This window comes from Arthrobacter sp. 10T425, assembly GCF_056393985.1.
This window is the reverse complement of sequence record NZ_JBFTGZ010000008.1, coordinates 13,852-36,998: the sequence shown is the minus strand read 5'-3', so window position 1 is coordinate 36,998 and position 23,147 is coordinate 13,852. Positions and strand designations below refer to the sequence as shown.

Here is a 23,147-nt window from a genome sequence, read left to right as displayed (position 1 = left end):
TGGGAAGTTAGTCCTTCGGTGCCAGCGCTTTGGCGGCGATCGCGGGAAGGAAGCTGTGCGCCTCCGGGATATGCACTGCGCTCACCCGGCGCCGGAACACCCAGTACGTCCAGGCCTGGTACGCCAGGACCAGCGGCAGCCCGATGCAGGCCACGATGCTCATCAGGCCCAGGGTGTAGTCCGAGGACGAGGCGTTGGAGACGGTGAGATTGAACGCGGGATCCAGCGTGGACGGAAGGACCACGGGGAAGGCGGCACCGAAGATGGAGGCGCTGCCGAGCAGGAGGAATGCACCCAGCGACATGAAGGCACGGCCTTCGGCACCCTTGCGGGCGAAATTCCACGCCAGGACCGCGGCGACGACGGCGCCGACCACGGCGGCGATGGTCCAGGCCTCGCCGCTGAGGAGCTGGAGGCTCACCGCCCAGCCGGCCATGGGCAGCAGCAGCACGGGCAGCAGCCGGACGAACCAGGCCCGCGCCCGGTGGCGTACCTCGCCGTCGGTCTTCAGGGCCAGGAACCCGAGACCGTGCAGGAGGGAAAAACCGACGACGGCGAGCCCGCCGAGCACGGCGTAGCCGCTGAACCAGGCAAACGGGCCGCCCTCTCGGTCGCCGTTGGCGTTCAGCGGCAGTCCCGTGGTGGTCAGGGCCAGTGCGGCGCCGACGCCGAAGGCCGCGACGAACGACCCTGCCGAGATGGCCCAGTCCCAGCGGGCGCGCCACCGGGGGTTGTCCACCTTGCCGCGGTATTCGAAGGCGACCGCCCGGAAAATGAGCGCCACGAGGACCAGCAGGAGTGGCAGGTACAGGGCGGAGAACAGCGAGGCGTACCAGAGCGGGAACGCCGCGAAGGTGGCGCCGCCGGCGGTCAGGAGCCAGACTTCGTTGCCGTCCCAGACCGGGCCGATCGTGTTGATCAGGACGCGGCGTTCCGTGTTGTTCCGGGCGAATCCCTTCATCAGCATGCCGACGCCGAGGTCGAAGCCCTCGAGGAAGAGATAGCCCGTCCACAGCACCGCGATGGCAACGAACCAGATGGTGGGTAGCAGTTCCATGCTGAGAATCCTCTGCGTATTTTTCGTGTGGGTTGCTGGGTGGTGGGTTGCCGGGCGGGCGCCTAGTAGGCGAACGCCAGGACGTCGTCGTCGGGTTTGCCGGGACCGCCCTGGGGGGTGTTGTCCTCGTTTTCGTCAACGGGGGCGTGGACAAGTTCCGGCATGGCCGAGGCCACGCCGCCGCGGATGTACTTGACCAGGAGCTTGACCTCCACCACCAGCAGCACAGCATAGATGGAGGTCAGGACCACGAGGGAGGTCAGGATCTCTCCGGCCGAGACTCCCGGTGAGACGGCCGCGGCGGTGAACATGAAGACCTGGTCGATGCCGCTGGGGTCCGGGTTGGGGGCGACGACGAACGGCTGGCGGCCCATCTCGGTAAAGATCCAGCCCGCCGCGTTGGCACCAAACGGTGCGAGGATCCCGAACACCGCCAGGCGCATGAGGCCGCGGGAGGCCGGCACGGTTCCCTTGCGGGTTGCCCACAGTGCCAGGAGGGCGGCGAGGGCGGCCACGCCGCCGAAGCCGATCATCATCCGGAAGCCCCAGTAGGTGACTTCCATGACGGGCACGTACTGGATTTGCTGTCCGGCGCGGTCCCCGTAGATGGGGTTGTCCGGCAGGGTGGTGCCGTACTTGGCCTGGTACTCGCCCAGCAGGCTGTTGACGCCCTTGACCTCCGTGGTGAAGTCGCCCTTGGCCAGGAAGGACAGGATGCCGGGGACCTCGATCACGGCCACGATGTCATCGCAGTTCTTGGCGCCGAGGTTGCCGACGCTGAGGACCGAGAAGCCGGTGCCATCATGGCAGGCAGCCTCGGCGGCGGCCATCTTCATGGGCTGCTGCTCGAACATGAGCTTGCCCTGAAGATCTCCGGTGACGGCGGTGCCCGCGAAGGAAATCATGGCGACGACGGCGCCGATCCTCAGCGAGCGGATCCAGACGGTGTGGTCACTGCGGTCCCGGCCGAGGATGCCGGCGGCTTCGCCGGGGATCACCTTGCCGTCGCCCCCGATGGTGTCGATGCCGTCGTGGCGGCGGCGCCACAGGTGGTACCAGGCAATGCCGAGCAGGAACCCGCCGGCGACGGCGAGGGCGCCGAAGAGAGTGTGGGGCACGGCCACCAGGGCCGTGTTGTTGGTGAAGACGGCCCACGCGTCGGTCATGACGGGCCGGCCGTTGACCATTTCGACGCCGACGGGGTGTTGCATCCAGCTGTTGGCCACGATGATGAAGTAGGCCGAGAAGACGGAACCAATGACGGCGATCCAGAGGCAGGCCAGGTGGACGGCGGGCTTGAGCTGTTTCCAGCCGAAGATCCACAGGCCCAGGAAGGTTGACTCGACGAAGAACGCCAACAGCGCTTCCAGGGCCAGCGGGGCGCCAAAGACGTCACCGACAAAGCGGCTGTACTCGCTCCAGGCCATGCCGAACTGGAACTCCTGCACGATGCCGGTGGCCACGCCCATGATGAAGTTGATCAGGAAGAGCTTGCCCCAGAACTTGGTCATGCGCAGATATTCCGGCTTGCCGGTGCGGTACCAGAGCGTCTGGATCACAGCCACCACCAGCCCGAGGCCGATCGTGAGCGGCACCATCATGAAGTGGTAGACCGTGGTGATTCCGAATTGCCAGCGTGCGATTTCCAAGGCGTCCAAGGCAGTCCCTACTTTTGGCTAGGTCCGAGCAACTTCTACGTGGCGTAGAAGTAATTCTTCTACAGAGTGTAGAACACATCGTCGCTTCCCCGTAACTCAGACTCCCACGGCACGTCACGGCCTGCAATGGAACAAAGACCCTCTCCCGCCGCCGCGGGCCGGCGGGGCGACACGCCGGGCGGCCGTGTTCTACTTCATGTAGAAAGAATGCGCAAAACGCGGTAAATTTGTAAACGAAGTATTCACACACACCGCCCCGGCAGGCACCAGCAGTTTCCCAGCATGACGCCGGCGCGGCAGGCATAGAAGGATGTACGCAATGGCAAGTCTCGGTGAACTGGAACGGGCAGTGATGGACCTGCTCTGGGCAGGCCAAGAAGCTGCGACAGCCAACACGCTGCGGGACCTCCTCGCACAAAGCACCCAGCCCCAGGACGGCAGCGCCGGACACGTGGGCAAAGACCTCGCGGTCACCACGGTGCTGACCGTACTCTCGCGCCTTGAGCGGAAGGGTCTGGTGGAACGCGAACGCGGTACCCGCCCGCACCGCTACCAGGCCGTCTCGAGCCGTGCGGACCACACCGCGGAACTCATGCACGAGGTCCTCGGCTCCGCTCCGGACCGCGAAGCCGTCCTGGCCCGGTTCATTGGTTCCGTCACGGATAACGAGGCAGAAACCCTGCGCAAGCTTTTGGGCCGCAGCTAGCGCCCGATGTTCTGGACCTCATATTTTCTGGCGGTCCTGGCGATAGCATTGGCGTGGCCGGTGCCTGTCCTCCTCTCCCGTGCCCAGTGGCCGGCCCGCTCCCCCTTCACGGCGATGCTGTTGTGGCAGGCGATCGCGCTGGCCGGTGGCCTGTCCATGATCGGCGCCATGCTGGTTTACGGGCTCGAGCCGGTCGGGGACAACCTGCTCTCCGGCCTGCGGGCGCTGGCTGGCATGGTCTTCCACAATGCCCCCACCACGGAACTGGGTTTCTGGCACATCTTTGCGCTCTCGGCCGCGGCCCTGCTGACGGCGCACCTGGTATTTACCCTGCTGCTGACCTACTACAAGATCCAGCGCCAGCGCCGCCGCCACCGCGAGCTGCTGGACCTCCTGGCGTCTCCGTCCTCCGACGGCCCGGGGACGATGGTCCTGAACGTGGACTCGCCGGTGGCGTACTGCCTGCCCGGCGGCGCACGGTCCGTGACGGTTCTCTCCGACGGCCTCATGGCCGCCCTGGAGCCCGATGAGTTGCGTGCCGTGCTGATTCACGAGAACGCCCACCTGAGCCAGCGCCACCACCTCCTGCTGTGGGCCTTCGCCGCGTGGCGCCAGGCGCTGCCGTGGCTGCCCACCACCCGGCTGGCGCAGGAGTCGGTCAACTCCCTGATCGAGATGCTGGCCGACGACGTCGCGCTCAAGACGGAGAGCAAGGCGACCCTGATCAGGGCGATTGCCATTGTGGCCAGCGGGTCCCCGGCCACCCCCGCGGTGCGCCTGGCGTTCGGCGAGCCCGGCGTGGCCGACGGCGACCCCAGCCAGCCCGGCGCCACCGGAGGCAGCGGCTCGGCGGGCACGACGGCGTCACGCGTCAGCCGCCTGCTCTCGCCGCAGCCGCCGTTGTCGGAACCGCTGCGCGCCGCTGTCCTGGCCTGCTGTGTGCTGCTCCTGGCAGTGCCGACGGCCCTGCTGCTGGTCCCCGGCCTGCTCGGCTAAGTCCGGCCCCCTGCCAGTCTTATCATCCGGCCCCCACGCCGGACCGCCCCGCCACAGGAGCGGCGGAGCGGCCGGTTTCGCGCCAGGATAGCCATCTGCGCCGCTATTTCAGCAGCTTGCTGGCCTTGAATTGGAGGTCGACGTTGCCGGACCCGTTGCCCTTGGACGTTCCATTGATCGCCGATGTGGTCATGGCGAAGGTCAGTGTCGAATGGGCGATCGCGTCGGCCATTTGCTCCAGCACAGTGGTGTTGACGTTGGCGAGAGTGTCGCAAGCCTGGTGGTAGCAGGCGTCATGAGCCACGTTCGGTGTCCCGCCGAACACTGCCGCTTCCGCCGCCGTCTTAAGGTCTTCCGCGCCGGTGAACAGGCCACCCGCCGGAATCCCGTTGTTGATGAATCCGGAGTAGTCCGAGCGCCCGTCGAACTGGGTCGGCGCAGTAGGCAGGTTCTGGGACTTGAAGTAGTCCAGGAAGACCTTCTCTACGAGCCCGGAGCCATTGGGGCCCTTCGTGCCGAAGGAGGAGCCGTCGCCGTCGTAGACGAACCGCACAAAGTTCGGCGAGCCGACCATGTCGAAGTTGAGGTTGACCGCGTGCGCCTTGATCTGGCTCGCCGTCAGCTGGGATGTGTAGAAGTCGGAGCCGACAAGTCCGGGCTCCTCCCCTCCCCAGAAGGCGAAGCGGACCCTGTTCACGGGGGTCTGGCCCGACGTCTTCAGCTGGATCGCCGTCTCGAGGATGGAGGCTGTCCCGGTGCCGTTGTCGTTGATGCCCGGCCCTTCCGGCACGGAATCCAGGTGAGCCCCCACCAGGACGGTGCGGTCCGCGCGTCCGCCGGTGTCGGCCAGGATGTTGAACGAGGTCAGCTTGGTGACGGTGGAGTTCACGGCGAGGTGCATGCTGACGCCGTTCAGCCCGGCGAGTTCGGCGCCGGTGGCGAAGCTGGTGCTGACCACCGGGATACCTGCCTGAGGCGCGTCCAGCGTGCCGCCGAAGAGGGCAAAGCGCTCGTCCGCCGGGTCCGCATTGCCCTGGTTGAAGATGATGACGCCGGCCGCCCCGGCCGCGGCGGCGTTGTCCGCCTTGATCCGGAAGGTGCAGGTGCCGCGCTGGATCAGGGCGATGTTGCCCGCCGTGAACCCGCCGAAGTCGGCTGCCTCGCAGCCGCTGGTGGAGGCCCGGTCGCCGGCCAGGTTGATGTCGACGGCGCTCAGCGGGGCCGTGACGTTGCCGGAACCGGAATAGTTCATATCGAGGAAGCCGTCCGGGGCGTCATAGGCGTAGGTCCGCGGGGATGGCGAGAGGCGCTCCATCGACGCCGAGACGGTGTCGTAGCGCTCGTAGGGGAAGGTTTGGCGGACCGGGGTGTAGCCGGCGGCCCACAACTTGCGCTCGATGTACCGGGCGGAGGCTTCGTATCCCGGAGTGCTGGCAGCCCGCGTGCCACCGTTGGCGTCCGCGACGGCCTGGAGGGCCGCGAGGTGTTTCATGATGTTTGTTGCCGACACGGCAGCGCGCAGGGGTGCCGTGTTTGTTCCGTTGTCAGCGAGTGCGGGCGGCGCAAGGCTGGCCGCCAGTCCGATCGAGGCGGCGATGGCCGCACGGCGGATATTCCGGCGTTGCTTCATAGGGTTCTCCTGGATTCGGCTGCGGAATCCAATCCGGGCGTCCTTGCCCGCAAGGGTGAGATGAAGCTATCGGAAGCACCTTGGGCAAAGGTTGAGAGAACCAGACGCCGGCGAAGCAGCCGCGACGGCACAGATTTCCGTCGCCGGGCCCGTCCCCGCCGGCGGAACGTCAGGCGTCGATGCGCTCCCGGTCCAGATTGGCGGCGCCTGCAATGATGAAGTCCTTGCGCGGCGCCACGTCCGAGCCCATGAGGAGGTCGAAAGTCTCTTCGGCCTGCTTGGCGTTCTCGATCCCGACCTTGCGGAGCGTCCGGTGTCGCGGGTCCATGGTGGTTTCGGCCAGCTGTTCGGCATCCATTTCGCCCAGCCCCTTGTACCGCTGGATCGGCTCCTTGTAGCGCTTGCCCTCTTTGGCGAGCCGCGCCAGCAGGACATGGAGCTCAGCCTCGGAGTAGGTGTAGATCATCTCGTTGGCCTTCTGGCCGGCGTTGACGACCTCCACCCGGTGCAGCGGCGGGACGGCGGCGAAGACGCGCCCCTCGTCGATCATCGGACGCATGTAGCGGAAGAAGAGCGTCAGGAGCAGGGTCCGGATGTGGGCGCCGTCGACGTCGGCGTCGGTCATCAGAATCACTTTGCCGTACCGGGCGGCGCTGATGTCGAACGTGCGGCCGGAACCGGCCCCCACCACCTGAATCAGGGCAGCGCACTCGGCGTTGGAGAGCATGTCCCCCACCGAGGCCTTCTGGACGTTGAGGATTTTGCCGCGGATCGGCAGGAGCGCCTGGAAGTCGGAGGACCGCGCCAGCTTGGCGGTGCCGAGCGCGGAGTCACCTTCGACGATGAACAGTTCGGAGCGTCCGACGTCGTCGGTGCGGCAATCGGCGAGCTTGGTGGGCATGGAGGAGGTTTCCAGCGCATTCTTGCGGCGCTGGGTTTCCTTGTGGACGCGCGCCGAGATGCGGGACTTCATCTCGCTGACGATCTTTTCCAGCAGCAGCGCGGACTGGGCCTTGTCGTTGCGGTTGGCGGAGGTCAGCTTCGCGGTGATCTCCTGTTCCACCACCTTGGCCACAATGGCCCGGACGGCGGAGGTGCCCAGGATTTCCTTGGTCTGGCCCTCGAACTGCGGTTCGGCCAGCCGGACGGTCAGGACCGCGGTCAGGCCGGCGAAGATGTCGTCCTTTTCAATCTTGTCGTTGCCGGCCTTGAGCTTGCGGGCGTTGGTCTCCACGGCCTTGCGGAAGGTCTTGAGCAGGGCCTGCTCGAAGCCGGACTGGTGGGTGCCGCCCTTGGGCGTGGAAATGATGTTGACGAAGGTCCGGACCGTGCTGTCGTAGCCAATCCCCCAGCGCAGCGCGACGTCGACCTCACAGTCGCGTTCGACCTCCGCGAGCTGGCTGTGGCCCTTTTCGTCGAGGACGGGGACGGTTTCCTTGAATTTCCCGGCACCGTGGAGGCGCCAGATATCCGTGACGGCGGGGTCGGCGGCGAGGAAGTCGACAAATTCGGAGATGCCGCCGTCGTGGTGGAAGACCTCTTCATGCGGGCCCGATTCTCCGGGCGTGCCGGCAATCCTGCGTTCATCCCGGACCGTGAGCTTCAGTCCGGGGACCAGGAACGAGGTCTGGCGGGCACGCGCGGCGAGGTCATCGTAGGAGAATTTGGCGTCGGGCGTGAATATCTGCCGGTCCGCCCAGTAGCGGATCCGGGTTCCGGTCACGCCGCGCTTGGCCTTGCCCACGACATCGAGCACAGAGCCGTCGATGAAGGGTTCGAACAGGGTCGCGGGGTCCGGCTTGGTGCCCGGATCCTTGAACCGGCCCGGTTCCCCCCGGCGGAAGGACATCTTGTACGTCTTGCCGCCTCGGTCCACTTCGACGTCGAGGCGGGCCGAGAGCGCGTTGACCACCGAGGCGCCCACGCCATGCAAGCCGCCGGAAGCGGTGTAGGAGCCGCCGCCGAACTTTCCGCCGGCGTGCAGTTTGGTGAAGACGACTTCGACGCCGGTCAGCCCGGTTTTCGGTTCGACGTCCACGGGGATGCCGCGGCCGTCGTCGTGGATCTCGACTGAGTTGTCCGCGTGGAGGATGATCTTGATGTCGTGGCCGAAGCCGGCGAGGGCCTCGTCGACGGAGTTGTCGATGATTTCCCAGAGGCAGTGCATGAGGCCGCGGGAGTCCGTGGAGCCGATGTACATGCCCGGGCGCTTACGGACTGCCTCGAGGCCCTCCAGCACGGAGAGGTGCCGGGCGGTGTAATCAGAACTGGGTGCCACGGGTCGTGAACTCCTTAAAGGATCGGGACAGCCACCGCAGCGTGCGCAGGCGGCAGTCACAGAATTTGACGCACTTCCTAGGTTAGTCGGACTCCGGGTGATCGACGGTCTGCCACTCCCCGCGGGGGCTCTCCGGCCACCCGCCGTTACTGAGACGTGATACGCGGACAGCGAAAGTAGGCCATCCGTGCCATGGTTTGGCCACGAATGCTGGTTATATAGGTATACCGATCTACTAAGGAGGCCGAACATGACAACAGCAGTTGCGGACCGCACACTGACCGCCGCAGACCGGTGCGATCGTTGCGGAGCACAGGCATATGTCCGAGTTGTTCTCGGTGCCTCCGGCGGTGAGCTTCTTTTCTGCGGCCACCACGCACGCGCCGTAGAACCGACCCTCAAGCCGCTCAGTTCAGACTGGCATGATGAGACTGACCGCCTTCACCAGAAGGCCCCGGTTCCGGTCGACTAGACCGCACCGGTTTCAGCCCGGCACCCTGCAGGGTTCCGGGCGACCTGAGACCACTGCATCAGGGCCCCTCCATACCGGAGGGGCCCTGATTCGTTAAGTGCTGTTTCGTCAGGTGCCGGGTCGGTTAAGTGCCGTGCACCCGGCTGCGGCGGCAAAAAGCAATGCGGGGTCCCTTCCTGCCCGTTCCTCCGGTGAGGATGGGCGGGAAGAGACCCCGCATTGCTGAGAACCTTTACCCGGTCTGCGACCAGTGGCGCTTAGTCCAGGTAGTCGCGCAGGACCTGTGAGCGCGACGGGTGCCGCAGCTTGGACATGGTCTTGGATTCGATCTGGCGGATGCGCTCACGTGTCACACCGTAGACCTTGCCGATTTCGTCTAAAGTCTTCGGCTGGCCGTCGGTAAGGCCGAAGCGCATCGCTACCACGCCGGCTTCGCGCTCGGAGAGCGTATCCAGCACCGAGTGCAGCTGTTCCTGCAGCAGGGTGAAACTCACGGCATCCGCGGGAACCACGGCTTCGGAGTCCTCGATGAGGTCGCCGAATTCGGAGTCGCCGTCCTCGCCAAGCGGGGTGTGCAGCGAGATGGGCTCGCGGCCGTACTTCTGGACCTCCACGACCTTTTCCGGGGTCATGTCGAGTTCGAGGGCCAGCTCCTCCGGGGTGGGTTCGCGGCCGAGGTCCTGCAGCATCTGGCGCTGGACTCGGGCCAGCTTGTTGATGACTTCCACCATGTGCACCGGGATGCGGATGGTGCGGGCCTGGTCAGCCATGGCGCGGGTGATCGCCTGGCGGATCCACCAGGTGGCGTAGGTGGAGAACTTGAAGCCCTTGGTGTAGTCGAATTTCTCCACCGCACGGATCAGGCCCAGGTTGCCTTCCTGGATCAGGTCCAGGAACAGCATGCCGCGCCCGGTGTAGCGCTTGGCCAGCGAGACGACGAGGCGGAGGTTGGCCTCCAGCAGGTGGTTCTTGGCGCGCTTGCCGTCGTGGATGACGAATTCGAGCTCGCGCTTGAGTTTCGGGTCCATGGTGCCGTCGTCGGCTGCGATCTTTTCTTCAGCGAAGAGACCGGCCTCGATCCGCAGGGCCAGGTCTACTTCCTGTTCGGCATTCAGCAGGGCGACCTTGCCGATCTGCTTCAGGTAGTCCTTGACGGGGTCGGCGGTGGCGCCGGCAGACATAACCTGCTGCACCGGAGCGTCGTCGTCGTCGGCGTCGGAGTAGACGAAGCCGGAGCCGGTGGTGGCCGCGGCCTTGCCGGCGACTTCCTCGCCTTCTACTTCGTCGCCGAGCTCGGCGGCGTCGGGCGTGATGTCGTCGAGATCCTCTTCGGCGTCGACGTCATCGTCAGACGTACTGGCAGAGTTGCCGGCGGCTTCTGCCGCGGCTTTGGCGCCGGGCTTGGGCCCGCGCTTCTTGGGCTCAGGCTTGGCGACTCCGGTTACGGTGTCGCCACCCTCTGCGGAAGCGGCGTCCTTGACAGCCTTGTTGGCTGCGCGCGTGGCGGCGCGCTTGGCGTTGGTCGCCGCCTTCTTCTCCTCAGGGGACAATTCGGCCTGGTCGGCGGGTTCCTTCTTCGCGGAAGACGGGGTCACTGAAAACCTTTCTAGCTGCGGTCTGCGGAATCACCATACGGGCAACACCACTATGACCCTGTCAAGTCCGTGTTCAACATCAGGTGCAACCACGACCAGCAGAGCCACTTAGTAGAACTGCTGGCGCGGCCTTAATGTTCCCTGTTTCCAAGGAACATTTAGGGCACTTGATACACGGACCCAACCGGGTCTCGGCAACCATTGTCTCACGGTTTTCAGGCCGGGTGCCTTTCGCGACGCCGGGTCGACGATATCGCGGCGGCTTCGCCCGCCGCGTCAGGACCTCATGCCGCGTCCGGGGCAAACTTCTGCCAGGCCGCCTCCCGCCTGGCAGCCCAGCCGCAAAGGGTGCCGCGCCGGCCAAGCTCTGCCAGCAGTTCCGCGAGCCTGTACCCCGGCTGGCCCTGCAAGGCCTGCCGGTAGAGCGCGTCGGCGTAGGAGCCGCGGCCACGGCACCATTCGATCCAGCCCCGCGCCGTCACGGCGGCTGCCGTTGCCTCCCCGTCACCAAGACGGCCAAGCCGTTCCAGGACCCGCTCGAGCCCGACCATCAGGGTCCAGTCCGGAACCGACGGCGCCAGTCCGAGCAGGACTTCCCCGTAACCGGGAACAGCCCCGGCTGCAGGCACGGCGCCGCCGGCGGACCCGCCGCTGCCGGGTGCCACCGGCAGGGGTATCCGCGGAGCGGACTTGGACCGGGAAGTGCGGCCGGACATTGGACCCGGCAGGGGGCTGGGCGTGGGTCGGAGCCGTGAGGCGGGCGTGTTATCGGGGAAAGCGGCGGACCCGGGGTCCGGGTCGAAGATACCGAAGTCCTCGGCGCCGCGTTCGGCCGCAGACCGTCCGGCGGCCGCCATCACCAGGACCGCATCCCGCCATGACGGAATGCACAGGCTGGCCCGCAGGTAGCCGGCGAGTTCCGGTGAGAGCTGAAGCGGCCGGCCAATGGTCCAGGGATCGGGCGTCCCGGAGCCGGTGGTTCCGGCGTCGGTCCCGGCGTCGGTCCCGGCGTCGGTCCCGGAGCCGGTGGTTCCGGGGTCGGGGACGGCACCCCTAGCCACGTCACCCGCGGTGGGGACAGGAAGGTGCTCCTGGCCAATGGCGGCCTGCATGGCCATCATCCAGACGTCGAGGACCTGGTCGAATTGGGCCCGGTCCCGCCGTCGAGGAGAGAATTGCTCCGCCCAGCCGCACTCGGCAAGGCTCACCGCGGGGTCCACCGGCAGCGGCGCCGGGGTGGTCCCCTGGGCGCCGGGGACCGCGCCGACGCTGCTGCCGCGGTAGACCATCTCGGCGTTGAGCCTGCTGTTCCTGATCTGTTCGACCGGACGGCCGGGCATCCCACAGCATTCCGGATCGCTGCAGTCTGCGTTGCGCCAGAACTCAGTACCGATAATCCAGGCGTCCCTCACGGGCAATCCGGCTGCCTCAAGGGCAAGCTCGAGTTCTTTGAGCAGGTCCGCCCACGCATGGCCGTCGCCGGCGCTGTCCGTCTGCGTGTCGGCGCCGGCCTCAGCGTCAGTGAAGAAGGCCAGCAGCGAACCGTCAGCCGCGTCGTCCGCCTGCAGATAGGCCACGACATTCCGGGCAAAACCGGCCAGCATGTCCCTCCGGCCTGAGCCGCCTCCGGGCACGGGGAGGTCGACCCGCAAGGTGGCTCCGAGGCGTTTGCCCTGCAAGGTCATGGCCACGAGGCTGTCTTCCGGCCAGTAACCGAGGGAGTGCGGGATGAAGCCCAGAATGTCTTCGGGGCCGGTAATTCTCAGGTGATCGGGAGCTGTCATAAGTCCAGCTTCGCGGCGGCTGCGTCCCCGGCGACAGTACCGGGTTGCGCTATGTGGATAACCGCGACGAAGTCGGAACCACTATGGCGGAACCAGCGCCAACGGGCGGTGTCCTCCCCCCGCCCCCCGAATGCTGACAGGACGCCGGCCTTTCGCCAAACCGCACTAAACCGCACTATTTCGATGCAGTGGCCTCCACCGTTGCCGCGTTCGCGTCCGCGGCGCGGCGAATCTCTTTGACCTTCGCGATCTGCGGGGCGAGTTCCTGCATGCGGGTTGTCAGGTATTTGTCCAGGACTTTGTCCAGGGCAGCGTGGAACCCGGTCTTGTCCCGGCAGACGGCGTCGGTCACGGCGATTCTGAACTCTTCCTGGCCGCCCGCAGTTTTACCGGCATCGGCGGCCTGCCCCGGGTTAGAAAACGAGGCGTAAGGGGTTTCCTTCATGCAGGCCGCCCAGTCAGCGACTGCTTTGGTAATGCCCGAGTCGCCGGAGGCGGACAGGGCGGCCGGGAAAAACCAGTTGGAGGCGATGCCGGTGGCGAGCATGTAGTTTTCCGCGCTGCCGTAGATCTGTGTCATGGCTTCGCCGCGGCATCCGCCGGAGGACGTTCCCATACCGTCCACCGTGGTCATTGACGCGGTGTCCCCGGGCACGGTGAGTGCCTTGGTGAAGGCTGGATTGGCGAAGAGTTTGCCGTCTGCGGACCCGGGAGCCGGCTCGTGAGGTCCCTGCGGTCGGGTGCTGGCGTAGCCGCTGGCTTTGGCGGCGTCGACCGTGAGCCGTTTGAATCCGATGGCTCCGTTGAGGTCCATAGTCGTCTCGGAGGCGGGCGGTGTGTAGTCGAAGCCGGCCTTGGCCATGCAGCGGCGGACAGCCTCCTGCATGCCCTTTTCGGCTATCGGATCTGTTGAGGCGTAGGCCTCTGCCTGGCGGATGATCCCTGGGACGGGCTCCGGGGACGCGGTGACCGACGCGGCCGGGATGGCGGCCGCGGCCAGGGCGGCGCCGGTGCCTACGATCAGCACGGCAGCGCCGAAGATCTTCTTTTTCATGGTGGCTCCTTCGGTTGTTTTGGGCAAAGCGGTGGCTGTCCTTCCCGTATTGGGACGGCGTCGGAGGGTGGGGCGGTGCTGCTGTGAGGGCTAGTTGAGGACGTTGTTTTCGTAAGCGAAGGCGACGAGCTGGATGCGGTTCTTCAGCTTCAGTTTCGCCAGGATGCTGCCGACGTGGGATTTCACAGTGGCTTCGCTGAGTACCAGTGAGGCCGCGATTTCGGCGTTTCCCAGCCCTTTGGCGGTAAGGAGAAACACGTCGCGCTCCCTTCCGGACAGGTCTGCCAGCGCGGCGTCGTTCCCGGAAGAGGGCGTGGTGTAGTCGCGTAGCAGTTCGTTGGTGATGGCCGGAGCGATGACTGAGTGCCCCGAGTGAACCGTTCGGATGGCGGCCAGCAGGAAGTCCGGTGTGGTGTCTTTGGTCAGGAAACCGGCGGCGCCGGCCTGGATGGCTCGGACGACGGCTTCGTCATGCTGGATCGTGGTCAGCACGATGATTTTGGTGGCAGTTCCAGTGGACTTTTCCAGGATCGTCCTTGTGGCCGTGATGCCGTCCATGACAGGCATGCGGATGTCCATGAGGAGCACATCAGGGGAGGTCTCCTGCACGAGTTCGACGGCGGCCTCTCCGTTGACGGCTTCGCCGACAAGGTCCATGTCCGCCTGGCTGCGCAGAATCATTTTGAGCCCGGCGCTGAACAGCGGCTGGTCATCGGCCAGGGCAATCCGGATCGGTGTGGTCGTCATGGTTGTGCTCCCTCCAATGAGCGCAGGCGGGGCCCGTTGGAGGCGGCCGCTGCCTGCTGCCTAGGTCCGGCCGACGGGAGGAAGGCCAGTACTTCGAAGGTCTCTTCGCCGCGGACTGTTTCCACCCATCCGCCGGCGGCTGCGGCGCGGGCTTTCATTCCTGCTATCCCGCGGCCCGATGGGGTGGCCTTTGTCGTCGCGGCCGGGCTGGTGATCAGCGAGGAGTTGATGCGGAGCTCAAGGGATCCTGCCGTCCACACCAGGTGCAGGTGCGTACCCTGGCTCCGGTCTCCGTGCTTGAAGGCGTTTGTGAGGCTTTCCTGCGCCAGGCGGTAGACCGTTAGCTGCTGGGCGGCGGTCATGTCCCATGGCTGGCCCGTCGTTTCGATCGTGACCGCCATGCCGCTGGAGCTCAGACGGTCGGCAAGAATCACCAGGTCTTCAATTTTGTGAGTCGGTTGGTTGCTGAGCTCCGTGGAGAAGCCTTCGATGAGCCGGCGCGTTTCGACAAGGGCGGTCCTCGCCGATTCGGCGATGACCTTGGATGCTTCTTCCACGGTTTCCGGTTCTGTGCGGTGGATGAAGCGTATTCCGTCGGCCTGGGCCACGATGACTGTCAGTGAATGTGCCAGGACGTCGTGGAGCTCCCCGGCGATTCTGTTGCGTTCTTGTTCGATGGCGAGTTCGGTCGCGGTCTCCCGCAGCCGTGTTTCCGCCGCGAGCTGCGCCCTTCGGCTCCTCGAGGCGTTGTTTACTGCCACACCGACGGCCCAGGCGGCGAGGTTCAGGGCGGCGAAGGCTCCAAAGATCAGAAAGGCGTAGGTGAGAGTTCGCAGTAATCCCCTGCCGTAGATCGGGCTGGCGAAGATGATGTTGATCCAGGTCTGGTCGGTGAACCAGTTGACGGTGATGATGCCGGCAAATACGACAGCAGCAACGGGGAGGACCCACCGGTTCCGGGCTTTCCAGCCGATGACGGCGACGAAGATGACCACCGGAACGACAGCGTAGCTCAGCACGCCCGAGAGAAAGACCAACGGGAAAACCTTCAGGCTCTGCAGGGCCAAGGCGGCGAAAACCAGCCCCACGGCAGCGGCCGGCAGGACCTCGGCCACAGCGACGCCGGTCAGGAGCGCCAACAGAAGGGCGCTGTTCTGGTCGAAATGTCGCTCCTCCAGGATAAAGAGAGTCCCCAGAAGCAGCACGGACGTGGCCGGTGCCGCGAGGAGCCTCAGAGACTGGATCGGTTTGAACATGCCTTCACCCTAAGCTGGCGTCCACATCTCCAACGCTCGTTCTGAGTTAGTTCAACCCCGATAATGAACAACTTCAGCCATACGGATGACCGATCAGCCCGGCCCACCACATATTCAGGGCGTGCGGCGGCGCTCCGCGACCAGCCTGCGCTGCTCGGCCAGGGACTTGAGCAGGGGTGGAACCATGACTCCCTGGGCCGCCATTTGGCGCCGGACCTTCCGCCGGGTCACCACGATGGCTCCTGCTCCCCCGGCCAGCAGCAGGAACTGCACGCTCAGGGCCACGCGGAACGGATCCAGGCCGTAGAGCTCCCCCTGCGAGAACCCGGTGGCATGCAGGACGTCGAGCACCAGCCCGATCAGGTAAATGGACACGAGCGCGGCGATGAAGCCACCCACGTTGACGATCCCGGTGGCGGTGCCGAGCCGGTGGGCCGGGTTGAAGGTCCGGGCGAAATCGAAGCCGATCATGGAACCGGGGCCGCCGACGGCGAGGGTCACCACCAGCGCTGCCAAGAGCCAGAGCGGCGCGCGTCCCGGCACCAGCAGAACTGCCGCCCAGGCGGCAGCGGTGCATCCGGAAATGAGCAGCACCATAGTGGAGCGCCGCAGCGGATGCCGGGCAACGAATCTGCCCATCAGCGGTCCGGCGGCGATGGCGCCGGCGACGTACAGCGCCATAAGGGCCGAGACCGTGCCGCGGTCCAGCCCCTCGGCGGAAATCAGGAAAGGGTAGCCCCACGTCATGGCAAAAACCGTGCCACTGAACTGGACGGTGAAGTGGCTCCACAGCCCCAGCCGGGTCCCGGGTTGCCGCCAGGCGTGACCCAGCGAAATGCCGGTGGCGCGCAGCCCCTGGGACTGTGCCGGTGCGGAGTGCCCGGGCGGAAGGTCCTGGAGCAGGATCAGCACCAGCACGACGGCGAGGCCGGACATCGCGGCGAGCGTCAGGAAGGCCGGCGTCCACCCCGCGGAGTGCAGGATCATGGCGAACGGCACCACGCTGAAGAGCTGGCCGAGCTGGCCGGACATGCCGGTCAACTGCGTCAGGAGCGGGACGCGCCCCGGGGCAAACCAGAGCGGGATAAGCCGGATGACGGAAATAAACGTCATGGCGTCACCGGCGCCCACCAGGACGCGTCCCAGGACTCCGCCGGGTATGTTGTCGGCAAACGCCAGCTGAAGCTGGCCGAGTCCCATCAGGACACCACCGCCCGCCAGCATCGCGCGGGAGCCGAACCGGTCCACCAGAATCCCCACGGGAATCTGCAGCGCCGCATAAACCAGCAGCTGCAGCACCGTGAAGAAGGAGATCTCCGCGGCGCTGGCGTGGAAGCGTTCCGTTGCCTCCAGGCCGACCACACCGAAAGAGGTCCGTTGGCTGACCGCCACGAGATAGGCGAAGATCCCGACGATCCAGATCAGCCAGGCGCGGGGAGAGGTCACTCCCCCATTATGCCCGGTTCATGATAAATAGTATTTATTCGCCGGGTTCTTTACGGGCCAGGTACGCCTCGACGGCGGCACCAAGGGCGTCGGCATTGGGGAGCTGGTCGTTCTCATCAGCCAGCAGCGACCTCCGGACCGTCCCCTCGGCCTTTTCGTCGTACCGGGTCTCCAGCCGTGAGACCACCTGCTGGACCTCCTCGGATGCCTCGATCTGCTCGGCTATCTGCCGGCCCACCTCGCGTCCCGCCTCGCGCAAACGATCGGTCGGCAGCATGAGCGACGTTGCCGCGCCCAGGTACTCGAGCCCGGCCACGGCGGCCGTGGGGTACTCGGCTTCGGCCAGGTAGTGCGGCACATGGATCACATAGCCGGCGATGTTCCGGCCGGCCTCCGTCAGCCGCAGCTCCAGGATGTGGCCCACCGCGGCCGGCACCTCCACCGTGGGCTTCCAGACCGAGATTCCCTCGATCAGCTCCGGCCGGTTGCCGTGCACGGTCACACCGACCGGCCGGGTATGGGGCACGGGCATCGGGATCGAATGGATCCAGGTGACGAGGTTGACGTCGAGCTCTTCGACGAGGCCGACGACGGCGCGAGCGAAGCGCTCCCATTGCAGGTCCGGCTCGAACCCCGCGAGGAGCAGGAACGGGCTGCCCAGTCCGTCGACCAGCCGGTAGAGGGCCAGGCTCGGTGCCTGGTAGTCCTGCAGGTGGTCCTCGACGAAGCTGACCTGCGGGCGCCGGGACCTGTAGTCGATCAGCTGGTCGGCGTCGAACTCGGCGATCATCTCGGTATCGAGCGTGTCCAGCAGTTCAGCGGTGATCTGCCGGACCACGTGGCCCGCGTCGGCGAAGCCGGTGAACCCCATGACGAGGTTGAGTCCGCGCAGTTCGGTGCTGGAGAACAGCGCGTCATCACGGATATAGAGCGACTGGGGATCCAGCAAAGAGCCGGAAATCCGTTCAATCACGGCGTGTTCCTTTCACGATGGCGGCGGTGGGAGAAGTGGGGCGCAATCCGCCATTCGGGCGGTGCCTGGCAGAACGGCCAGTCAGGCGGATCCTGCCGGCCAGTCCCATGGAGCACTCACCGCTCCGCAGCGTCTCTACCAATACAACGCCCCGGCGCCCGGGCTAATTCCTGCCCGGGGTGTGCTCCAGCTCTCATTCGATTGAATTTCCGCACGGTCGAGAGACTACGATCGGTGATGGCCCTAGGGCTTGTTTTGCAGACACCGGGTTGCGTCCCAGACCGACGGCGCCCCGGGATCCGTGGCAGGACGCCAAACATGCAGTTCCTGCCGAATATCACCGAGAACCATCACAGAGAATTGAGGACTGTCCTCGTGGTCAAGAATAGTGAAGTCAAACTTAGTGCAGTCGCAGGGGATTTGAAGAAGTCCCCCAGCGATGCCCTCGTCATCGGCGTCGGACAGGGTCCTGACGGCCCCGTTCTGCTCGACAATCCGCTGACGGCCAAGGCCGCGGAGGCCCTGGCGGAATCACTGAGCGTTCTTGGCATCACCGGCGCGGCGGACCAGGCTCACCGGCTGCCCGGCCTGCCCGAGGCGGGAGCGACCATCCTGCTGCTCGCCGGCGTCGGCAAGCTTTCGGCCACGCAGCCGCTCTCCGAGGAGGCACTGCGCCGCGCCGCTGGCTCGGCCGTCCGCCAGCTGGCCGGCGTCGCCACCGTCACCCTGGCCCTGCCCACGACCACCCTGGCCGAGGTCGCGGCGGTCGCCGAGGGCGCCGCGATGGGCGCCTACTCCTATGCAGAGTTCCGGTCCTCCAAGGACGGGCTCAAGGACCCGGTGAAGAACGTCATCATCCGCACCGACTTCGCCACGGACAAGGCGCTGGCGCCGGTCCTGAACCGGGCATCCCTGATCGGCACGGCCGTGAACGCGACCCGCACGCTGGTCAACCAGCCGCCGAGCCACCTCTACCCCGAGTCCTTTGCCGACGCCGCCAAGGAACTGTCCAAGGGCCTGCCGGTGAAGGTGACCGTCTGGGACGAGAAGCGTCTTGAGAAGGAGGGATTCGGCGGCATCCTCGGCGTCGGCAAGGGCTCCACCCGGCAGCCGCGCCTCGTAAAGGTCGAATACGCCCCGGCGAAGGCCACGGCCAAGATCGCCCTCGTGGGCAAGGGCATCACCTTTGACACGGGCGGCATCTCCATCAAGCCGGCCCTGGGCATGGGCGACATGAAGTCCGACATGGCGGGTGCCGCCGTCGTCCTCAACACCGTCCTGGCCCTCGCGGGCCTCGGGCTGCCCGTCAAGGCGACCGCGTGGCTCTGCATCGCCGAGAACATGCCCTCCGGCGCTGCACAGCGCCCGGCGGACGTTCTGACGATGTTCGGCGGCAAGACCGTCGAGGTCCTCAACACCGACGCCGAGGGTCGCCTGGTCATGGCCGATGGCATCGTCGCCGCCAGCCAGGAATTCCCGGATGCCATCATCGACGTCGCAACCCTCACCGGCGCCCAGCTCATTGCTCTGGGCGACCGCACGGCCGGCGTGATGGGTTCCGACTCCCTTACCGGCGCCATCAAGACCGCCGCGGACCGGGCCGGCGAGCTCGTCTGGCCCATGCCGCTGCCGGAAGAACTCCGGGCCAGCCTCGACTCCCAGGTCGCCGACATCGCCAACATTGGCGAACGCCACGGCGGCATGATGACGGCGGCCGTCTTCCTGCGCGAGTTCGTTGGCAAGGGCAAGGACGGGGAACAGATCCCGTGGGCGCACATCGACATCGCCGGCCCGTCGTTTAATAACGGCAGCCCCTACGGCTACAACCACAAACAGGGCACGGGCTGCACCGTCCGCACCTTGGTGGCCTACGTCGAGGACATCCTCACCAAGACCGTCTAGCGCGCATCGCGGCTTTGTGGCCGGGGCGGCGATGCCTTCCCGGCCACAAAGGCGCGTGACACTGGACACAAGCGCTCCACAAACGCCATGGCAAGGTGGAGCATGTATTAGTGGTTCGCTAAGGTAAACCTTGTTTCCCAGAAGCAGACCCCAATGTAGTAGTCACAAATGAAAGGGAACCGGCCGGCTGGCACAATCACAGCAGACAGGTTCCAAGACCAGATGATGCGTACTCTCGTGTCATCGTTCACGCGAGGGAGCGTTTTAGTGGCCGATCAGGCAACTGCGCAAGAATTCGACATCCTGGTACTCGGCGGCGGCAGCGGCGGCTACGCCACCGCACTGCGTGCTGTCCAGCTTGGCCTCACCGTCGGCCTCATCGAAAAGGGCAAGCTCGGCGGCACGTGCCTCCACAACGGCTGTATCCCCACCAAGGCCCTGCTGCACTCGGCAGAGCTGGCGGACCACGCCCGCGACTCGGCCAAGTACGGCGTCAACGTGACCCTTGACAGCATCGACATCACGGCTGTCAACGCTTACAAGGACGGCATCATTGCCGGCAAGTTCAAGGGCCTGCAGGGTCTGATCAAGGGCAAGAAGGGCATCACCGTCATTGAGGGTGAAGGCAAGCTTCAGGGCACCGACACCGTCGTCGTGAACGGCACCGCGTACAAGGGCAAGAACATTGTCCTCGCGACCGGCTCTTACTCCCGCACCCTGCCGGGCCTGGAAATCGGCGGCAAGGTCATCACCTCCGACGAAGCCCTCACCATGGATTACATCCCTAAGAGCGCGATCATCCTGGGCGGCGGCGTAATCGGCGTCGAGTTCGCCTCGGTCTGGAAGTCCTTCGGCGTCGACGTCACGATCGTCGAAGGCCTCCCGTCGCTGGTTCCGAACGAGGACGCCACGATCGTCAAGGCCTTCGAGCGCGCCTTCAAGAAGCGCGGCATCAAGTTCTCCACCGGTGTCTTCTTCCAGGGCGTCGAGCAGAACGACGACGGCGTCAAGGTCACCCTCGTGGACGGCAAGACCTTCGAGGCCGACCTCCTGCTTGTTGCTGTGGGCCGCGGCCCCGTCACGGCGAACCTCGGCTACGAAGAGGCCGGGATCACGATCGACCGCGGCTTCGTCATCACCAACGAGCGCCTGCACACCGGCGTCGGCAACATCTTCGCCGTCGGCGACATCGTCCCCGGCGTGCAGCTGGCGCACCGCGGCTACCAGCAGGGCATCTTCGTCGCCGAAGAGATCGCCGGCCTGAAGCCGGTCATCGTCGAGGACGTCAACATCCCCAAGGTCACCTACTCCGAACCCGAGATCGCCACCGTCGGCTACAGCGAGAAGGCCGCCAAGGAGAAGTTCGGCGAGGACCAGATCCAGACCCAGGAATACAACCTGGCCGGCAACGGCAAGAGCTCCATCCTGGGCACGTCCGGCCTGGTCAAGCTGGTCCGCCAGAAGGACGGCCCCGTGGTCGGCGTCCACATGATCGGCGCCCGCATGGGCGAGCAGATCGGTGAAGCACAGCTGATCGTGAACTGGGAAGCCTACCCGGAGGACGTGGCCCAGCTGGTCCACGCCCACCCCACCCAGAACGAATCCCTGGGCGAGGCGCATCTGGCGCTGGCGGGCAAGCCCCTCCACGGCTAGCAGCTCCGCCCGCACCATCGCATGAACTCAGAGCCTGGTGCACCCGGCCCGAAAAGCCGGGTGCACTAAGCTCGACCAAGGCAGCAATCATCCGCACTAAAGATCAATAAGGAGAACGGGGACGACATGTCTGAATCCGTTAACTTGCCCGCCCTCGGTGAGAGCGTCACCGAAGGAACCGTCACCCGCTGGCTCAAGCAGGTCGGTGACCGGGTAGAGGTGGACGAGCCGCTGCTCGAAGTCTCCACCGACAAAGTCGACACCGAGATCCCCTCTCCGATCGCCGGCGTGATCGAGGAAATCCTCGTCGCCGAGGACGAGACCGCTGAAGTTGGCGCCCCGCTGGTCCGCATCGGCTCCGGCGAGGCCGCCCCCGCAGAGGCTCCGGCCGCAGCCGCCGAAGAGGCACCGGCTCCCGCCGCAGCTGCGCCGGCCGCAGAAGAGGCTCCCGCGGAGGCTCCGGCCGCCGAGGCCCCTGCCGCCGCTCCGGATTCTGCTCCAGCGGGGGAAGGACACGACGTCACGCTGCCTGCCCTGGGTGAAAGCGTCACCGAAGGCACTGTGACCCGCTGGCTGAAGAGCATCGGCGACAACGTAGAGGTCGACGAGCCGCTGCTCGAGGTTTCCACCGACAAGGTCGACACCGAAATCCCGTCGCCGGTTGCCGGAACGCTTCTGGAAATCCGCGTCAACGAGGACGAGACGGCCGAGGTCGGCTCCGTCCTGGCCGTCATCGGTTCCGGCGCAGCGGCACCGGCCGCACCCGGGCCCGCCGCGGCCCCCAAGCAGGAAGCAGCACCGGAAGCTCCCAAGCAGGAAGCGCCGGCCGCCCCCGCACCGGCAGCAGCACCGGAGGCTCCCAAGCAGGAAGCTCCCGCAGCGGCTGCTCCGTCAGCTCCCGCCGCTCCGGCAGCTCCCGCGCCCGCGGCAGCAGCTGCCGCACCGGCAGAGTCCGGCTACGTCACTCCCCTGGTCCGCAAGCTGGCCAACCAGCAGGGTGTCGACATCGCGGCCCTCACCGGCACCGGCGTCGGCGGCCGCATCCGCAAGCAGGACGTGCTGGCAGCTGCCGAGGCAAAGGCAGCACCGGCCGCCTCCGCACCTGCGGCAGCCCCCGCCGCATCTGCGCCGGCAGCCGCGGCATCCGCAGGTGCAGTGTCCTCGCTGCGCGGCACCGTGCAGAAGGCCCCGCGCATCCGCCAGGTTATTGCCCGCCGCATGCGCGAGTCGCTGGACATCTCCACCCAGCTGACCCAGGTCCATGAGGTCGACATGACCAAGGTTGCCAAGCTGCGCGCCAAGGCCAAGAACTCCTTCCAGGCACAGAACGGCTCCAAGCTGACCTTCCTGCCCTTCATCGCCAAGGCTGTTGCCGAGGCCCTGAAGCAGCACCCGAAGGTCAACGCCTCCTACGATGAGGACAAGCAGGAGATCACCTACCACAACGCCGAGCACCTGGCGATTGCGGTGGACACCGACAAGGGCCTGCTGGTTCCGGTCATCTCGGACGCCGGCAACCTGAACCTGGCCGGCCTGGCCGGCAAGATTGCCGACGTCGCCGACCGCACCCGCAACGGCAAGATCGGCCCGGACGAGCTTTCCGGCGGCACCTTCAGCATCACCAACATCGGTTCGGTGGGTGCCCTGTTCGACACCCCGATCATCAACCAGCCGCAGGTTGCCATCCTCGGCACCGGCGCGATCGTCAAGCGGGCCGTAGTGGTCGCCGACGAGAACGGCGATGACTCGCTGGCCATCCGTTCGATGATGTACCTCTCCCTGACGTACGATCACCGTCTGGTCGACGGCGCCGACGCGGGACGCTTCCTGCAGACGCTGAAGGCACGCCTTGAGGAAGGCGCCTTCGAGGCCGACCTCGGACTCTAGGGTCTAAAAGCGCACACCGACGGCGACGGCGGTGCGGGTTCCGGTGGGAAACC

The 23,147-nt window shown here is 66.1% G+C and carries 17 protein-coding genes; 6 read left to right on the top strand and 11 right to left on the bottom strand.

The genetic code is table 11. The features are described 5' to 3' along the window. Positions 1 to 7: 7 nt before the first annotated feature. Both cydB and AC1DDH_RS10990 read right to left on the bottom strand, forming a co-directional pair. Positions 8 to 1,057 (bottom strand): cytochrome d ubiquinol oxidase subunit II, encoded by a 1,050-nt coding sequence (cydB, locus tag AC1DDH_RS10995; RefSeq protein ID WP_476955439.1) that lies wholly within the window; start codon positions 1,055 to 1,057, stop codon positions 8 to 10. Between the two features lie 62 nt (positions 1,058 to 1,119). Beyond that, on the bottom strand, positions 1,120 to 2,715 hold the full coding sequence (locus tag AC1DDH_RS10990; RefSeq protein ID WP_476955438.1) for a cytochrome ubiquinol oxidase subunit I: 1,596 nt from the start codon (positions 2,713 to 2,715) through the stop codon (positions 1,120 to 1,122). Between the two features lie 319 nt (positions 2,716 to 3,034). Here AC1DDH_RS10990 and AC1DDH_RS10985 point away from each other — a divergent pair, with 319 nt between their 5' ends. Beyond that, entirely contained in the window at positions 3,035 to 3,421 is a 387-nt protein-coding gene (locus AC1DDH_RS10985; protein ID WP_018772400.1) for a BlaI/MecI/CopY family transcriptional regulator, read from the top strand. Between the two features lie 6 nt (positions 3,422 to 3,427). Next, a complete protein-coding gene (locus AC1DDH_RS10980) occupies positions 3,428 to 4,417 on the top strand; it encodes a M56 family metallopeptidase (RefSeq protein ID WP_223917105.1) in 990 nt (329 codons plus the stop codon). A gap of 103 nt (positions 4,418 to 4,520) precedes the next feature. Here the strand turns inward: AC1DDH_RS10980 and AC1DDH_RS10975 are convergent, their stop codons facing one another. Beyond that, the gene (locus AC1DDH_RS10975) at positions 4,521 to 6,047 is read right to left on the bottom strand and encodes a M28 family peptidase (protein ID WP_476955437.1); all 1,527 of its coding nucleotides are present in this window, start codon (positions 6,045 to 6,047) and stop codon (positions 4,521 to 4,523) included. Positions 6,048 to 6,216: 169 nt separating this feature from the next. Then, a complete protein-coding gene (locus AC1DDH_RS10970; RefSeq protein ID WP_018772397.1) occupies positions 6,217 to 8,325 on the bottom strand; it encodes a DNA gyrase/topoisomerase IV subunit B in 2,109 nt (702 codons plus the stop codon). Between the two features lie 250 nt (positions 8,326 to 8,575). Between AC1DDH_RS10970 and AC1DDH_RS10965 the strand changes: the two genes are divergently transcribed. Further along, a complete protein-coding gene (locus tag AC1DDH_RS10965) occupies positions 8,576 to 8,797 on the top strand; it encodes a DUF7455 domain-containing protein (RefSeq protein ID WP_026266251.1) in 222 nt (73 codons plus the stop codon). A 257-nt stretch (positions 8,798 to 9,054) separates the two neighbouring features. Here AC1DDH_RS10965 and AC1DDH_RS10960 read toward each other — a convergent pair whose 3' ends face one another. The 7 genes from AC1DDH_RS10960 to AC1DDH_RS10930 form a co-directional block, all read right to left on the bottom strand. Next, positions 9,055 to 10,392 (bottom strand): RNA polymerase sigma factor, encoded by a 1,338-nt coding sequence (locus AC1DDH_RS10960; protein WP_018772396.1) that lies wholly within the window; start codon positions 10,390 to 10,392, stop codon positions 9,055 to 9,057. Positions 10,393 to 10,676: 284 nt separating this feature from the next. Then, positions 10,677 to 12,176 carry a DUF4192 family protein gene (locus AC1DDH_RS10955; RefSeq protein ID WP_476955436.1) on the bottom strand — a complete coding sequence of 500 codons (1,500 nt, stop codon included), beginning with the start codon at positions 12,174 to 12,176 and terminating at the stop codon, positions 10,677 to 10,679. Between the two features lie 175 nt (positions 12,177 to 12,351). Next, a complete protein-coding gene (locus AC1DDH_RS10950; RefSeq protein WP_476955435.1) occupies positions 12,352 to 13,230 on the bottom strand; it encodes a hypothetical protein in 879 nt (292 codons plus the stop codon). A gap of 90 nt (positions 13,231 to 13,320) precedes the next feature. Then, positions 13,321 to 13,977 (bottom strand): response regulator, encoded by a 657-nt coding sequence (locus AC1DDH_RS10945; RefSeq protein ID WP_476859821.1) that lies wholly within the window; start codon positions 13,975 to 13,977, stop codon positions 13,321 to 13,323. Further along, positions 13,974 to 15,233: a sensor histidine kinase gene (locus AC1DDH_RS10940; RefSeq protein ID WP_476870602.1), complete on the bottom strand. Its 1,260-nt coding sequence runs from the start codon at positions 15,231 to 15,233 to the stop codon at positions 13,974 to 13,976. The genes AC1DDH_RS10945 and AC1DDH_RS10940 overlap by 4 nt, the downstream gene beginning before the upstream one ends. Positions 15,234 to 15,347: 114 nt before the next feature. Further along, on the bottom strand, positions 15,348 to 16,679 hold the full coding sequence (locus AC1DDH_RS10935; protein WP_476955434.1) for an MFS transporter: 1,332 nt from the start codon (positions 16,677 to 16,679) through the stop codon (positions 15,348 to 15,350). Between the two features lie 34 nt (positions 16,680 to 16,713). Continuing rightward, positions 16,714 to 17,652, bottom strand: a complete 939-nt coding sequence (locus tag AC1DDH_RS10930) for a proteasome assembly chaperone family protein (RefSeq protein ID WP_476850450.1) — start codon at positions 17,650 to 17,652, stop codon at positions 16,714 to 16,716. A gap of 375 nt (positions 17,653 to 18,027) precedes the next feature. Between AC1DDH_RS10930 and AC1DDH_RS10925 the strand changes: the two genes are divergently transcribed. The 3 genes from AC1DDH_RS10925 to sucB all read left to right on the top strand — a co-directional run bounded on the left by AC1DDH_RS10925 (position 18,028) and on the right by sucB (position 23,094). Then, a complete protein-coding gene (locus tag AC1DDH_RS10925; RefSeq protein WP_476955433.1) occupies positions 18,028 to 19,554 on the top strand; it encodes a leucyl aminopeptidase in 1,527 nt (508 codons plus the stop codon). A 267-nt stretch (positions 19,555 to 19,821) separates the two neighbouring features. Next, positions 19,822 to 21,207 carry a dihydrolipoyl dehydrogenase gene (gene lpdA, locus AC1DDH_RS10920; protein WP_018772391.1) on the top strand — a complete coding sequence of 462 codons (1,386 nt, stop codon included), beginning with the start codon at positions 19,822 to 19,824 and terminating at the stop codon, positions 21,205 to 21,207. Between the two features lie 126 nt (positions 21,208 to 21,333). Then, entirely contained in the window at positions 21,334 to 23,094 is a 1,761-nt protein-coding gene (sucB, locus tag AC1DDH_RS10915) for a 2-oxoglutarate dehydrogenase, E2 component, dihydrolipoamide succinyltransferase (protein WP_476955432.1), read from the top strand. Positions 23,095 to 23,147: the final 53 nt, after the last annotated feature.